Raw genomic sequence first — 14,266 nt, forward strand, 5'->3', positions numbered from 1 at the left:
GGCGAAACACCTGAAATCAGCGACGGTCTGATATCAGTACAGAATCGGTGGAGCGGTAGTTCAGTTGGTTAGAATACCTGCCTGTCACGCAGGGGGTCGCGGGTTCGAGCCCCGTCCGTTCCGCCACCCTAATTAGGGGCGTAGTTCAATTGGTAGAGCACCGGTCTCCAAAACCGGGTGTTGGGGGTTCGAGTCCCTCCGCCCCTGCCAGAAAATAATCCTTTGCTTCGGCAAAGGATTTTTTTTGCCTGAAATTCGGCACACGCAAGAGCCTGAGTTTCATTTCTTCCACTCAAACTCCCTCAATTATTGCTTCAGTGAGTCAGGACCGGATATTTAAGCAGCTGACGAATGTGTGCCTGTTGATCGCTATTCTGCAGCCATACCGCATATAACGGTCGCACTGCGACAGGTGTGTCTGGAATAACCATCAAATCACTGTAAATGCCGTGCCAGAAATCAGGTAAAAAAGCGCAGGCTCCCGTGGTATGCAGCAATTCGCGGGTCACATGTGCTGAAGTGGTAGTTAATACCGGTACGTCATCACTGGAAAGATAACTTTCATGCTGATGGAAATCCGCGCCCCACTCGAGTTTGATGTAATCATATTTTTCACGCTTTTCAGTTTTGCGTGCACGAAAGAGCGCGAGTGAAATATGACCGATCTGCTGACTGGTGAGTTCATCCATTTTTGGCGCTTCGGTGGTGATCAGCAGATCAAGCTGGCGCTCATGTAACTGCTTGACCAGCAAATGGCGCTGAGCAATACGTGCTTCCAGATGCAGGCTCTCCCGGTTCTCGTATAGCGTCTGCAGCCAGGGCGTAAGATACGCTTCCCAGAGCGATGCACTGGCACCGATTGATAGCTCATGGTGCTGCTGGGTATGCGAAACCTCCTTCTTTGCCATCAGCCAGGTACTCATCAGGCTCTCAGCGTAGGGCAATAAGCGCTCGCCTGCTGAAGTCAGCCGGATATTATTGCGGTGACGGGTAAAAAGATTAACGCCCAGCTGATTTTCCAGCTGACGGATGCGAAAACTAACGGCAGATTGCGTGAGGTAAAGCGCTTCAGCAGCACGCCCGAAATGACGCGTTCTGCTCACTTCGAGGAAAGTTTTCAGTAATTCCGTATCCACAGCATTCTCCCAAAAAATGTTTGTCGTACTGATTTAAATGTTTTGTTTTACACTCTGTCAAGCCTATCTAATACTCCGCGCCATAAATAGCACGGCCATATGAGAATCAGGAGCGTGTAAGATGGCGGACAGCTTCGCAACAACTAATCGTTTCTTTGATAACAAACATTACCCTCGTGGTTTTTCGCGTCATGGTGACTTCACCATTAAAGAAGCTCAGCTTCTGGAACGCCACGGATACGCTTTCAACGAACTGGATCTCGCTAAGCGCGATCCGGAGACCGAAGAAGAGCGTCTGTTTATTGAAGTCTGTCGTGGTCTGCGTGAGCCGCAGACTGAGGCTGAACGTGTCTGGTCAAAATACACTGCACGTATCAAGCGTCCGAAACGTTTTCATACCTTGTCCGGCGGTAAACCGCAGATGGACACGGTGGAAGACTTCAGCGATAGCGACGATTAACATGACGGGGCTGATTTCAGCCCCGTTGTCATTCCAGGCTTTTATGCAGGTAAATCAGTAAACGATCGATACTGCGATATCCCACCGCCTCCTGCAGATGCTGACGCGTAATCTGCCGTTCACCCGCTAAATCTGCGATGGTTCTCGCCACCTTTAAGATGCGCTGCCATGCACGCACCGATAATCCCAGTGCATTCAGGATCTCCTCCAGCCATTCCGCGTCCTGCTGCTGTAACACACAATCACGGGCGATCTCCGGATTCGACAGCTGCGCATTCACTTTGCCCGCGCGTGCCATCTGTATCGCCCGGGCGGCCAGTACGCGGGCGCGCACCTGCGCGCTGGTTTCGCTTTGCTGCTGCTTCTGGCTAAGCGAGCCGCCCGGTAGCAGCGGAATCTCCAGCGACAGGTCGAAGCGATCCAGAAACGGGCCAGACAGCCGGCTGAGATAGCGCAGCACCTGCTGCGGCGTGCAGCGATTATGATTCCCCTGATAATGGCCCGTCGGGCTGGGATTCATTGCACCAATCAGCTGAAAGCGCGCAGGGAAAGTGACTTTGGCGCGGGAACGGGAAATGGCGATTTCACCGGACTCAATCGGCTCGCGTAACGCATCCAGCGCTTTGCGCTCAAACTCGGGCAGTTCATCAAGAAACAGCACCCCATTGTGCGCCAGCGAAATTTCGCCCGGCCGCGGCAGGGATCCTCCGCCGACCAGCGCATACAGCGATGCGCTGTGATGAGGCGCTCTGAACGGCCGTCTACGCCACTGATGATGTAGCGTACCGCTGCTGACCAGGCTGGCAATTGCGGCGCACTCCAGCGCTTCCTGGTCATCCAGCGGCGGCATAATGCCGGGCAGTCGGGTTGCCAGCATGGTCTTACCGGTGCCGGGCGGGCCCAGCAGCAACAGGTTATGGCCACCGGCGGCGGTAATTTCCAGCGCGCGCCGTCCCTGCTGCTGGCCAATAATATCGCTCAGGTCCTGCTGCTCGTGCGGCACCGTTTCAGGCTGGTAATGGGCGACCGTCAGCGCCGTCTGGTTATGCAGGAAAGCGCAGATCTCCACCAGATGCTTGCCCACCAGCGTTTCACCCTGTTGTATCAGGCCGACATCCTGTTGATTCTGCTCCGCTAAGACCATCTGACGTCCGGCCTGCAGCGCCGCCATGGCAGCAGGAATCGCGGCCTGAACGCCACACAGCGCGCCGTTTAGCGCCAGCTCACCCAGGAACTCATAATGGGCCAGCTTATCGCCTGGCAGCTGCTCTGAGGCCGCGAGAATGGCGATAGCGATCGGCAGGTCGTAGCGCCCACCCTCTTTAGGTAAATCAGCTGGCGCGAGATTAATGGTGACGCGCTTCGCCGGAAAGGTGAAACCGCTATTGATAATGGCGCTGCGCACGCGTTCGCGGGCTTCTTTGACGGTGGTTTCCGGCAGACCAACCAGCGTCAATGCTGGCAGACCGTTGCTGATATGCACTTCAATCGTCACCAGTGGAGCCTGCACTCCGAGCGCCGCGCGTGTTAATACTTTCGATAAAGACATAACCGCTCCTTGTTGCCTTTATCCTTGCTGAAAAAAATCCACACGGCGACCGCTGAAACTATCATCCTGAAGCGGTATTCAGGAAAATCGCTGCGCTTTTCATCCTGTTCATTAATTTTCGCAGCCAGATCGCAAAAGCAAAATAACGGTTGCGTCGCGGGCGTAATGAATAATTATCACAAATGCGAATAACCTTTTACTTACAAAGCGATAACGCACGCCAGCTGCGCGCGTCATAAAATTTTCCGATGAAAATTATTGTAAATCCCCTGCTAACTATGGTAACTCTGTAGGTATTACTTCGAACTAACGAAAAAACAGACGACACATGAAAGCCCTTCTACAAGTGATTAGCCTAGTCGTGATTAGCGTGGTGGTGATTATTAACCCACCGTGCGGGGCTACGCTTGGAGAAAGAAAGGCTTAAAAATCAAGCCTGGAATTCGAAAAACCCCCGCACCGTAAGGTCCGGGGGTTTTTTTTCGACCAGACGAAATATCAGCGAATCAGCGAGGAACAGATTATGAGCAGTAGCATAAAATTCTGTTGTTCCAGCAGGAATACAGGAGAATAACCATGACAGGTGCACAGTGGGTAGTTCAGGCTTTACGCGCGCAGGGTGTCGACACAGTGTTTGGTTATCCTGGCGGAGCAATCATGCCAGTGTACGATGCGCTCTACGATGGCGGCGTGGAACATCTACTGTGTCGTCATGAACAAGGTGCGGTGATGGCAGCGATCGGTTATGCGCGTGCGACCGGCAAAACCGGGGTTTGCATCGCGACTTCCGGACCGGGCGCCACCAACCTGATCACCGGGCTGGCCGATGCGATGATGGATTCCGTTCCGGTTGTCGCCATCACCGGGCAGGTCTCTTCAGCGTTTATCGGTACCGACGCCTTTCAGGAGATCGACGTTCTTGGCCTGTCATTAGCCTGCACTAAACACAGCTTCCTCGTTGAATCGCTTGATGATTTACCCTCGGTGATGGCGGAAGCTTTCGCCATCGCGCAGTCCGGCCGTCCGGGACCGGTGCTGGTCGACATTCCCAAAGATATTCAGATTGCCAGCGGTGACCTGACGCCGCACCTGCTGCCGGTTGAAGAGGCACTGAGCCATTCACCGCAGCACATTGCCGAAGCGCGCGCGCTGATGGCGCAGGCGCAAAAACCGATGCTGTATATCGGCGGCGGTGTTGGCATGGCGCAGGCCGTCCCGGCGCTGCGGGCTATGGCGCAGGAGACCGGCATCCCGATGGTTTCTACCCTGAAAGGGCTGGGCAGCGCCGAAGCCAGCAGCGATCTCTATCTTGGTATGCTCGGCATGCACGGCACCAAAGCGGCCAACCTGGCGGTGCAATCCTGTGATTTGCTGATTGCCGTCGGCGCACGTTTCGACGACCGCGTCACCGGTAAGCTGGATACCTTCGCGCCGCACGCCAGCGTCATTCATATCGATATCGATCCGGCCGAATTGAACAAACTGCGTCGCGCTCACGTTTCGCTGCAGGGCGATCTCAACCAGGTGTTGCCGGCGCTGAGCATGCCGCTGCAGATCGACGGCTGGCGTACTGAAGTTAAAGCGATGAACGCGGAGTTCGCGTGGCGCTACGACCATCCCGGTGAGGCGATCTACGCGCCGCTGCTGCTGAAGCAGTTGTCAGATCGTAAACCTGACAGCGCGGTGGTAACCACCGACGTTGGCCAGCACCAGATGTGGGCGGCGCAGCACATGCGCTTCAGCGCGCCGGAAAACTTCATCACCTCCAGCGGCCTGGGCACCATGGGCTTTGGGCTGCCGGCTGCGGTGGGCGCGCAGGTTGCCCGTCCGGATGACACCGTTATCTGCGTGTCCGGTGACGGCTCAATCATGATGAATATTCAGGAGCTGGGCACCATCAAGCGTAAGCAGCTGCCGGTAAAAATCCTGCTGCTGGATAACCAGCGTCTTGGCATGGTTCGCCAGTGGCAGCAGCTGTTCTTTGATGGTCGCTACAGCGAAACCATCCTCACCGATAACCCCGATTTCCTCACGCTGGCCAGCGCCTTTGATATTCCGGGCCAGCGCATTAGCCGTAAAGATCAGGTCGACGCCGCGATTGATGCTCTGCTGAACAGTGAAGGTCCTTACTTCCTGCATGTTGCGATTGATGAGCATGAAAACGTCTGGCCACTGGTACCGCCGGGTGCCAGCAACGCAAACATGATGGAGAAAACCGTATGAACCAGCATCAATTGTCTATCGAAGCCCGCTTTCGCCCTGAAATATTGGAGCGCATTTTGCGCGTCGTGCGTCACCGTGGCTTCCAGGTCTGCGCGATGAATATGGCGTCCGCCGTCAATGCGGAGAACATTAATATCGAAATGACCGTTGCCAGCCAGCGCTCTGTCGATTTACTGTCTTCGCAGTTAAGCAAACTTATGGATGTCGCCTGTGTCGAGATCCAGCAACAGACAACACAACAAATCCGCGCCTAGTCGCCAAAGGAAATAACAATGAGTACGAAGAAAGCAGACTTTATCTGGTTCAATGGAGAGATGGTTAAGTGGGAAGACGCCAAGGTTAGCGTTATGTCTCACGCACTGCATTACGGCACCTCTGTGTTCGAAGGCGTTCGCTGCTACGACTCACACAAAGGTCCGGTGGTGTTCCGTCACCGTGAACACATGCAGCGTCTGCACGACTCCGCCAAAATTTACCGTTTCCCGATCAAAGCCAGCGTGGATGAGCTGATGGAAGCGTGCCGCGAAGTCATCCGCGTCAATAAACTGAAGAGCGCCTACATTCGTCCGCTGGCCTTTGTCGGCGACGTGGGCCTCGGCGTTAACCCGCCAGACGGCTTTACCACCGATGTGATCATCGCTGCGTTCCCGTGGGGGGCTTACCTGGGTGCCGAAGCGCTGGAGCAGGGCATCAACGCCATGGTTTCTTCCTGGAATCGCGTGGCGCCAAACACCCTGCCAACCGCGGCGAAAGCGGGCGGTAACTATCTCTCTTCCCTGCTGGTTGGCAGCGAAGCGCGCCGCCACGGCTATCAGGAAGGTATCGCGCTGGATACCCAGGGTTATATCTCCGAAGGTGCTGGCGAAAACCTGTTTGAAGTGAAAGACGGCATCCTCTTCACCCCGCCGTTCACCTCTTCAGCGCTGCCGGGCATCACCCGTGACGCCATCATCAAGCTGGCGAAGGATCTCGGTATCGAAGTGCGCGAGCAGGTGCTGTCTCGCGAATCACTGTACCTGGCGGATGAAGTGTTCATGTCCGGTACTGCCGCAGAAATCACGCCGGTACGCAGCGTGGACGGCATCCAGGTGGGTGAGGGCAAACGTGGTCCGGTGACCACCAAAATCCAGCAGGCGTTCTTTGGCCTGTTCACCGGCGAAACCGAAGACAAGTACGGCTGGCTGGATCAGGTGAATCCATAACAAGACAGTAACGCGGGTGCAGCAGCGCCCGCGTCATTTTTCAGACTGGAGTAAATAGAGCATGCCTAAGTACCGTTCCGCCACCACCACCCATGGTCGTAACATGGCGGGTGCCCGTGCCCTGTGGCGCGCCACCGGAATGACCGACGACGATTTCGGTAAGCCGATTATCGCCGTGGTCAACTCCTTCACCCAATTCGTACCGGGCCACGTGCACCTGCGCGATCTTGGCAAACTGGTTGCTGAGCAAATCGAAGCCGCGGGTGGTGTAGCCAAAGAGTTCAACACCATCGCGGTGGATGACGGTATCGCCATGGGTCATGGCGGCATGCTGTATTCACTGCCTTCACGCGAGCTGATTGCCGACTCCGTGGAATATATGGTGAACGCCCACTGCGCCGACGCCATGGTATGTATCTCCAACTGCGACAAAATCACCCCCGGCATGCTGATGGCCTCGCTGCGCCTCAACATTCCGGTGATCTTTGTCTCCGGCGGTCCGATGGAAGCCGGTAAAACCAAGCTGTCAGACAAAATCATCAAGCTGGATCTGGTGGACGCGATGATTCAGGGTGCGAACCCGAACGTCAGCGATGCCGACAGCGAGCAGATTGAGCGTTCCGCCTGCCCGACCTGCGGCTCGTGCTCCGGCATGTTCACCGCCAACTCCATGAACTGTCTGACCGAAGCGCTGGGCCTGTCGCAGCCGGGCAACGGCTCGCTGCTGGCAACCCACGCCGATCGTAAAGACCTGTTCATCAACGCCGGCAAGCGCATCGTTAACCTGACCAAACAGTATTACGAGCAGGATGATGCGCGCGTGCTGCCGCGTAACATCGCCAGCAAAGCCGCGTTCGAAAACGCCATGACGCTGGATATCGCCATGGGCGGTTCCACCAATACCGTGCTGCACCTGCTGGCCGCCGCGCAGGAAGGCGAGATCGATTTCAACATTTCCGACATCGATCGCCTGTCACGTAAAGTGCCGCACCTGTGCAAAGTGGCGCCGAGCACACAGAAATATCATATGGAAGATGTGCACCGCGCGGGCGGGGTAATCGGTATTCTTGGCGAGCTGGATCGTGCCGGCCTGCTGCATACCGACGTACGCAACGTGCTGGGTCTCAACCTGCGCGAAACCCTCGATCAGTACGACATCATGCTGACCAAAGACGAAGCGGTGAAGAAGATGTTTCGCGCCGGCCCGGCGGGCATCCGTACTACCCAGGCGTTCTCACAGGACTGCCGCTGGGACACGCTGGATGACGATCGTCAGGAAGGCTGTATCCGCACGCGCGAACACGCGTTCTCTCAGGATGGCGGTCTGGCAGTGCTGTACGGCAACATGGCGGAAGATGGCTGCATCGTGAAAACCGCCGGCGTCGACAAAGAGATCCTCACCTTTAAAGGTCCGGCAAAAGTGTATGAAAGCCAGGACGATGCGGTGGAAGCGATTCTCGGCGGTAAAGTGGTCGCCGGTGACGTGGTGGTAATCCGCTACGAAGGACCGAAAGGCGGTCCGGGCATGCAGGAAATGCTCTATCCGACCACTTATCTGAAATCGATGGGCCTTGGCAAAAGCTGTGCGCTGATCACTGACGGACGCTTCTCGGGCGGCACCTCGGGCCTCTCCATTGGTCACGCATCACCGGAAGCGGCGAACGGCGGCACCATCGCGCTGGTTAAAGATGGCGACATCATTGAAATCGATATCCCGAATCGTGGCATTAAGCTGGCGGTACCGGATAACGAACTGCATGCCCGTCGTGAAGAAGAGGAAGCGCGTGGCGAAGCGGCTTATACGCCGCACGGTCGTGTGCGTCAGGTCTCCTTCGCACTGCGTGCTTATGCATCGCTCGCCACCAGCGCTGACAAGGGCGCGGTGCGCGATAAGTCTAAGCTGGGAGGCTAATCTCTGATGGCTGAGTCTCAACCGCTTTCCGCGTCGCCCAATGGCGCGGAGTATCTGCGCGCGGTGCTGCGTGCGCCTGTGTACGAAATTGCCCAGGTGACGCCGCTGCAAAAAATGGAAAAAATTTCGTCGCGTCTTGGCAACACCATTCTGGTGAAGCGCGAAGATCGCCAGCCGGTGCACAGCTTCAAGCTGCGCGGTGCCTACGCCATGATCGCCGGGCTGACGGAAGAGCAGAAAGCGCGCGGCGTGGTTACTGCTTCGGCGGGTAACCACGCGCAGGGCGTGGCGCTCTCGGCCAGCACGCTCGGCATTAAGTCACTGATTGTGATGCCAGTGGCGACGGCGGACATCAAGGTTGATGCAGTGCGCGCGTTTGGCGGTGAGGCTTACCTGTTCGGAGCAAACTTTGACGAGGCAAAAGCCAAAGCGATCGAGCTGGCGGAGCAGCAGGGTTACACCTTCGTGCCGCCGTTTGATCATCCGGCGGTGATTGCCGGTCAGGGCACGCTGGCGATGGAGCTGTTGCAGCAGGATGCGCATCTCGATCGCGTGTTTGTGCCGGTAGGCGGCGGCGGCTTAGCGGCGGGTGTGGCGGTACTGATTAAACAGCTGATGCCGCAAATCAAGGTTATCGCGGTCGAGTCGCAGGACTCTGCCTGCCTGAAGGCGGCGCTTGATGCCGGCGAGCCGGTGGATTTGCCGCGCGTCGGGCTGTTTGCCGAAGGCGTGGCGGTCAAGCGTATCGGCAGCGAAACCTTCCGCCTGTGCAAAGAATACCTCGACGACATCATCACCGTGGACAGCGATGCCATCTGCGCAGCGATGAAGGATCTGTTCGAGGATGTGCGTGCGGTGGCGGAGCCTTCCGGCGCGCTGGCGCTGGCGGGCATGAAGAAGTACATCCAGCAGCACGACATCAAAGGCGAGCGGCTGGCGCACGTGCTGTCGGGCGCCAACGTCAACTTCCACGGTCTGCGCTATGTCTCCGAGCGCTGTGAGCTGGGTGAACAGCGTGAAGCGCTGCTGGCGGTCACCATTCCTGAGCAGCAGGGCAGCTTCCTGCGTTTCTGCCAGACGCTGGGCGGCCGTGCGGTAACCGAGTTCAACTACCGTTATGCCGATGCCGACAACGCCTGCATCTTTGTTGGCGTGCGTTTAACGCGCGGCCTTGAGGAGCGCAGCGAGATCATCAGCCAGCTGGCTGAAGGCGGCTATCAGGTGGTGGATTTGTCGGATGATGAGATGGCGAAGCTGCACGTGCGCTACATGGTGGGCGGACGCCCGTCAAAACCGTTGCGTGAACGGCTGTTCAGCTTCGAATTCCCGGAAGCGCCGGGCGCGCTGCTGAAGTTTCTGCAGACGCTGGGTGCGCACTGGAATATTTCGCTGTTCCACTATCGTAGCCACGGCACCGATTTTGGTCGCGTGCTGGCGGCGTTCGAGATCAACGACAAAGAGCCGGATTTCGACACTCACCTCAACGCGCTCGGCTATGAGTGGCACGACGAGGCCAGCAATCCGGCGTTTCGCTTCTTCCTCGCCGGCTAAACTACAGCAGGTGCCAGAAAGCATTAATCAGCGGCTCCCCGAGCCGCTTTTTTTGTACGCATACGCCAAGCTCCAGCGGCGCCACCGACTCGACATTCTCCAGCGTCAGCACGCGATTGCGCACCGGTTCCGGACTGTTTTCCAGCACCACATCCGGCAGCAGCGCGATGCCGCAACCGAGCGCCACCATCGACACAATCGCCTCATGGCCTGACACCGTGGCGTAAATCTGCGGGTTGGCAATGCGGTGGCGGCGAAACCATACATCAATACCGCGCCGCGCCGGCCCCTGATCCGGCAGGATAAAGGGAATCTGCGACCAGTCCGGCTGTTCCTGCGTCGCCTGGCTGCGCACCGGGCAGGGCAGCGCCGGGGCGATTAGCACCAGCGGGATCAAACCCAGCGGTGTAAAATCGATACTGGCGGGCAGCGACTCCGGCCGGCCGGCGATGGCCAGATCCGCTTCGCCGGACTGCACCATTTCAATGGCATCGGCGGCGTCGCCGGTGGTGAGTTTGATCTCCACCTGCGGATGCTCCGCGCGAAAGCGGTCGAGAATCGGCGGCAGATGGCTGTAGGCGGCGGTTACCGAGCAGAACAGGCGCAGCTCGCCGCTCAGCGACGGACCGTTCAGGTCCATGACATGGCGCAGTTGCTGATACTGCAGCAGGGTCTGCTGGGCGAACTGACGCAGCCGCTCGCCGGCTTCGGTCAGCGTCACGGTGCGGTTGTCGCGCAGGAAAAGCGCGTGTCCGACATCCTCTTCCAGTCGCTGAATCTGGCGTGATAATGTCGACGGGCTGACGTGCATGGCGCGCGCGGTGCGGCCAAAGTGGCAGCTTTCCGCCAAGTGAAGAAACAGTTTCAGGTCTCGTAAATCCATGCGCGTTTTGCCCTCAGCGTGATGTTGCAAATTCTGCAATGTGACGTTGTTAATATATCAATTTAAGCAACAGATTTCCTGTCATATGATGGGGTCATTCGCGGCGCTAAATCCGGCGCCGTTACTGAACAAAAGCAAACACAACATCTGAGCGGAGTACCCATGGCTAACTACTTCAACACATTGAATCTGCGCAATCAGTTAGCGCAGTTAGGCAAATGTCGCTTCATGTCGCGCGATGAATTCGCGGATGGCGCTAGCTTCCTGAAAGGTAAGAAAGTGGTCATCGTCGGCTGCGGCGCGCAGGGCCTGAACCAGGGTCTGAACATGCGTGACTCTGGCCTTGATGTGTCTTACGCACTGCGCGCTGAAGCCATCGCTGAGAAGCGTGCGTCGTTCCGTAAAGCCACCGAAAACGGTTTTAAAGTGGGTACTTACGAAGAGCTGATCCCGCAGGCGGATCTGGTGGTTAACCTGACCCCGGACAAGCAGCACTCTGCCGTTGTGCAGGCCGTTCAGCCGCTGATGAAAGACGGTGCCGCGCTGGGTTACTCTCACGGTTTCAACATCGTCGAAGTGGGCGAGACCATCCGTAAAGACATCACCGTGGTGATGGTGGCACCGAAGTGCCCGGGTACCGAAGTGCGTGAAGAGTACAAACGTGGCTTCGGCGTCCCAACGCTGATCGCTGTTCACCCGGAAAACGATCCAAAAGGCGAAGGCATGGCGATTGCCAAAGCCTGGGCTGCAGCCACCGGCGGCGACCGTGCAGGCGTGCTGGAATCGTCTTTCGTGGCAGAAGTCAAATCAGACCTGATGGGCGAGCAGACCATTCTGTGCGGTATGCTGCAGGCCGGTTCACTGCTGTGCTTCGACAAGCTGGTGGCTGAAGGTCACGACGCGGCTTATACCGAGAAACTGATTCAGTTCGGCTGGGAAACCATCACCGAATCGCTGAAGTTTGGCGGCATCACGCTGATGATGGATCGTCTGTCTAATCCGGCAAAAATCCGCGCTTACGCGTTGTCTGAGCAGCTGAAAACCATCATGGCACCGCTGTTCCAGAAGCACATGGATGACATCATCTCGGGTGAATTCTCCTCCGGTATGATGGCTGACTGGGCGAATGACGACAAAAACCTGCTGACCTGGCGTGAAGAGACCGGTAAAACCGCGTTCGAAAATGCCCCGCAGTTCGAAGGCAAAATCGACGAGCAGGAGTACTACGACAAAGGCGTGGTCATGGTCGCGATGGTGAAAGCGGGCGTTGAGCTGGCATTTGAAACCATGGTTGACGCGGGCATCATCGAAGAGTCAGCTTACTATGAATCCCTGCACGAGCTGCCGCTGATTGCCAACACCATCGCCCGTAAGCGTCTGTATGAAATGAACGTGGTAATTTCCGATACCGCAGAATACGGTAACTACCTGTTCTCCTTCGCAGCCGTTCCGCTGCTGAAAGAGTTCATGACCACGCTGCAGCCTGGCGATCTGGGCAAAGCGGTGGAAGGCACGCAGGTGGATAACGCGCAGCTGCGCGACGTGAACGAAGCGATCCGCCAGCATCCAATCGAAGCCGTTGGCCGCAAACTGCGTGGCTATATGACCGACATGAAACGCATCGCCGTCGCGGGCTAAGGCACGCGAGACACAGTTTTCAGCACACTCAAACCCCGGCTTGCCGGGGTTTTTTTATGTCTTATGTCTGGGTGCAGAAGGGTTTTTCTCACCCTAGCCCTCGCCCTCGCCCTCGCCCTCACCCCGGCCCTCTCCCGTAAACGGGAGAGGGAGCGTCCGCGCGGTGTTGATGGATAAGTGCAGAAACATCAGCCCGCACCAAACGGTTCCCTCTCCCGCCAGCGGGAGAGGGCCAGGGTGAGGGACACACCGCACGATCCCCACACCGCCAATAAAAAACCCGGCCGGAGCCGGGTTCTGTCAACACGCAATCAATCACACCGCTTCATACAGCGTCTGGTGGCGCGTCTCTTTACAGGCGATCAGCGCGATCAGCGTCAGCACCGCCATGGAGGCCAGATAGAAGCCCACCGCCTGCAAGCCATAGTTCGCATTCAGCCAGGTCGCAATATAAGGCGCTACCGAGGCACCAAGAATCGACGACAGGTTGTAAGAGAACGACGCGCCGGTATAGCGTACTTCGGTCGGGAACAGTTCTGGCAGCAGCGCGCCCATCGGGCCGAATGTCAGACCCATAATACTCAGGCCGAGCAGCAGGAAGCCCATCACCAGAATCTGCGAGCCGGAGCCGAGCAGCAGCGGGAACATCAGCGCAAAGGCGATGATCATCAGCGTAATGGTGATCATCGTTTTGCGACGGCCAAAACGGTCCGCCAGCAGGCCGGCAATCGGCACCATCACGCCAAAACCGATGACCGCCACCATCAGCATCCACAGGAAGCTGTTACGCGAATAGCCGAGACCAACCGGCGCCGGCGCGGTGCCGTAGCTCATCGAATACACCGTCATAATGTAGAAAAGTGTATAGGTCGCCAGCATGATAAACGTGCCAAGAATGGTCGCGGTCATATGCTTGCTCAGCAGCGTACCGATGGGGATCCGCACCTGTTTCTTCTCTTTCTGCACTTTGGCAAACACCGGGCTCTCATGCAGCGATACGCGCACATACAGACCGATAATCACCAGCACCGCAGAAAGCACAAACGGCACGCGCCAGCCCCAGTTCATGAACTGCTCATCGGTCAGCAGCCACGAGAGCAGCAGGAACGTGCCATTGGCAAAGAAGAAGCCAATCGGTGCGCCCAGCTGCGGGAACGAGCCGTACAGCGCACGTTTCTTCGCCGGGGCGTTCTCGGTGGCCAGCAGCGCCGCGCCGCCCCATTCGCCGCCCAGTCCCAGGCCCTGACCAAAACGCGCCAGCGCCAGCAGCAGCGGTGCCGCCACGCCAATGGTCTGATAACCCGGTAGCAGGCCGATCAGTACGGTAGAAACGCCCATGGTCAGCAGCGAGGCAACCAGCGTCGCTTTACGGCCCACGCGGTCGCCAAAGTGACCAAACAGCGCAGAGCCAATAGGGCGCGCAACAAAGGCGATAGCGAAGGTCGCCAGCGATTGCAGCGTGGCAACCGTAGCGTCACCCTGCGGGAAGAAGATATGCGGAAAAACAATTACCGCGGCGGTGGCATAGATATAGAAATCGAAGAATTCGATCGCAGTGCCGACCAGCGAGGCAACTACCACTTTACTGCGTGAGTTAACCGGTGTGCCGTCGTGTGGTTGGTCGGGTGTTTCGGAGATGGAGGCTTGCATAACTGTTTCTTAATTGTAAATGTAAACAAAGAATCTTACGCACCTGTTTTGCCGCATTCAAT

The 14,266-nt window shown here is 57.3% G+C and carries 12 protein-coding genes and 2 tRNA genes; 10 read left to right on the forward strand and 4 right to left on the reverse strand.

Annotated features, from left to right (window positions below):
• The first annotated feature begins 49 nt into the window (after window positions 1–49).
• Window positions 50–126: transfer RNA gene (locus C1Y43_RS22280), tRNA-Asp, on the forward strand.
• A gap of 8 nt (window positions 127–134) precedes the next feature.
• A tRNA-Trp gene (locus C1Y43_RS22285) sits at window positions 135–210 on the forward strand.
• A 104-nt stretch (window positions 211–314) separates the two neighbouring features.
• On the opposite strand, the gene hdfR is transcribed toward C1Y43_RS22285, so the two are convergent.
• Window positions 315–1,136, reverse strand: coding sequence for an HTH-type transcriptional regulator HdfR (hdfR, locus tag C1Y43_RS22290; protein WP_031279770.1), 822 nt, complete (start codon window positions 1,134–1,136; stop codon window positions 315–317).
• A gap of 121 nt (window positions 1,137–1,257) precedes the next feature.
• Here hdfR and C1Y43_RS22295 point away from each other — a divergent pair, with 121 nt between their 5' ends.
• Window positions 1,258–1,596 carry a DUF413 domain-containing protein gene (locus C1Y43_RS22295; RefSeq protein ID WP_021507919.1) on the forward strand — a complete coding sequence of 113 codons (339 nt, stop codon included), beginning with the start codon at window positions 1,258–1,260 and terminating at the stop codon, window positions 1,594–1,596.
• Between the two features lie 28 nt (window positions 1,597–1,624).
• On the opposite strand, the gene C1Y43_RS22300 is transcribed toward C1Y43_RS22295, so the two are convergent.
• Window positions 1,625–3,145 carry a YifB family Mg chelatase-like AAA ATPase gene (locus C1Y43_RS22300; RefSeq protein WP_104189746.1) on the reverse strand — a complete coding sequence of 507 codons (1,521 nt, stop codon included), beginning with the start codon at window positions 3,143–3,145 and terminating at the stop codon, window positions 1,625–1,627.
• A gap of 328 nt (window positions 3,146–3,473) precedes the next feature.
• Here C1Y43_RS22300 and ilvL point away from each other — a divergent pair, with 328 nt between their 5' ends.
• The 6 genes from ilvL to ilvA all read left to right on the forward strand — a co-directional run bounded on the left by ilvL (window position 3,474) and on the right by ilvA (window position 10,033).
• The gene (ilvL, locus tag C1Y43_RS22305) at window positions 3,474–3,572 is read left to right on the forward strand and encodes an ilv operon leader peptide (RefSeq protein WP_071813600.1); all 99 of its coding nucleotides are present in this window, start codon (window positions 3,474–3,476) and stop codon (window positions 3,570–3,572) included.
• A gap of 149 nt (window positions 3,573–3,721) precedes the next feature.
• Window positions 3,722–5,368: an acetolactate synthase 2 catalytic subunit gene (gene ilvG, locus C1Y43_RS22310; RefSeq protein WP_021507917.1), complete on the forward strand. Its 1,647-nt coding sequence runs from the start codon at window positions 3,722–3,724 to the stop codon at window positions 5,366–5,368.
• Window positions 5,365–5,622, forward strand: coding sequence for an acetolactate synthase 2 small subunit (gene ilvM / locus C1Y43_RS22315; RefSeq protein ID WP_008106624.1), 258 nt, complete (start codon window positions 5,365–5,367; stop codon window positions 5,620–5,622). Before ilvG ends, ilvM begins: the two co-directional genes overlap by 4 nt.
• Before the next feature lie 18 nt (window positions 5,623–5,640).
• Window positions 5,641–6,570 carry a branched-chain amino acid transaminase gene (locus C1Y43_RS22320; protein ID WP_021507916.1) on the forward strand — a complete coding sequence of 310 codons (930 nt, stop codon included), beginning with the start codon at window positions 5,641–5,643 and terminating at the stop codon, window positions 6,568–6,570.
• 61 nt (window positions 6,571–6,631) lie between these two features.
• On the forward strand, window positions 6,632–8,482 hold the full coding sequence (gene ilvD, locus C1Y43_RS22325; RefSeq protein ID WP_021507915.1) for a dihydroxy-acid dehydratase: 1,851 nt from the start codon (window positions 6,632–6,634) through the stop codon (window positions 8,480–8,482).
• A 6-nt stretch (window positions 8,483–8,488) separates the two neighbouring features.
• Entirely contained in the window at window positions 8,489–10,033 is a 1,545-nt protein-coding gene (gene ilvA, locus C1Y43_RS22330; RefSeq protein ID WP_058759907.1) for a threonine ammonia-lyase, biosynthetic, read from the forward strand.
• Between the two features lies 1 nt (window position 10,034).
• Here the strand turns inward: ilvA and ilvY are convergent, their stop codons facing one another.
• The gene (ilvY, locus tag C1Y43_RS22335) at window positions 10,035–10,916 is read right to left on the reverse strand and encodes an HTH-type transcriptional activator IlvY (RefSeq protein ID WP_058759908.1); all 882 of its coding nucleotides are present in this window, start codon (window positions 10,914–10,916) and stop codon (window positions 10,035–10,037) included.
• Window positions 10,917–11,078: 162 nt separating this feature from the next.
• On the opposite strand from ilvY, the gene ilvC reads away from it, so the two are divergent.
• Window positions 11,079–12,554 carry a ketol-acid reductoisomerase gene (gene ilvC / locus C1Y43_RS22340; protein WP_021507912.1) on the forward strand — a complete coding sequence of 492 codons (1,476 nt, stop codon included), beginning with the start codon at window positions 11,079–11,081 and terminating at the stop codon, window positions 12,552–12,554.
• A 315-nt stretch (window positions 12,555–12,869) separates the two neighbouring features.
• Here the strand turns inward: ilvC and C1Y43_RS22345 are convergent, their stop codons facing one another.
• Complete coding sequence (locus C1Y43_RS22345; protein ID WP_021507911.1) at window positions 12,870–14,204, reverse strand: MFS transporter; 1,335 nt, start codon at window positions 14,202–14,204, stop codon at window positions 12,870–12,872.
• Window positions 14,205–14,266: the final 62 nt, after the last annotated feature.

Origin of the sequence: Pantoea sp. ICBG 828 (assembly GCF_002928355.1) — a bacterium.
In the GTDB taxonomy this organism is placed as follows: Bacteria; Pseudomonadota; Gammaproteobacteria; order Enterobacterales; family Enterobacteriaceae; genus Pantoea; species Pantoea dispersa.

Coding starts and splice junctions, on each gene's coding strand:
- C1Y43_RS22295 (WP_021507919.1), top strand. CDS start 1,258: ATGGCGGACAGCTTCGCAACAACTAATCGTTTCTTTGATAACAAACAT.
- C1Y43_RS22300 (WP_104189746.1), bottom strand. CDS start 3,145: ATGTCTTTATCGAAAGTATTAACACGCGCGGCGCTCGGAGTGCAGGCT.
- ilvL (WP_071813600.1), top strand. CDS start 3,474: ATGAAAGCCCTTCTACAAGTGATTAGCCTAGTCGTGATTAGCGTGGTG.
- ilvG (WP_021507917.1), top strand. CDS start 3,722: ATGACAGGTGCACAGTGGGTAGTTCAGGCTTTACGCGCGCAGGGTGTC.
- ilvM (WP_008106624.1), top strand. CDS start 5,365: ATGAACCAGCATCAATTGTCTATCGAAGCCCGCTTTCGCCCTGAAATA.
- C1Y43_RS22320 (WP_021507916.1), top strand. CDS start 5,641: ATGAGTACGAAGAAAGCAGACTTTATCTGGTTCAATGGAGAGATGGTT.
- ilvD (WP_021507915.1), top strand. CDS start 6,632: ATGCCTAAGTACCGTTCCGCCACCACCACCCATGGTCGTAACATGGCG.
- ilvA (WP_058759907.1), top strand. CDS start 8,489: ATGGCTGAGTCTCAACCGCTTTCCGCGTCGCCCAATGGCGCGGAGTAT.
- ilvY (WP_058759908.1), bottom strand. CDS start 10,916: ATGGATTTACGAGACCTGAAACTGTTTCTTCACTTGGCGGAAAGCTGC.
- ilvC (WP_021507912.1), top strand. CDS start 11,079: ATGGCTAACTACTTCAACACATTGAATCTGCGCAATCAGTTAGCGCAG.
- C1Y43_RS22345 (WP_021507911.1), bottom strand. CDS start 14,204: ATGCAAGCCTCCATCTCCGAAACACCCGACCAACCACACGACGGCACA.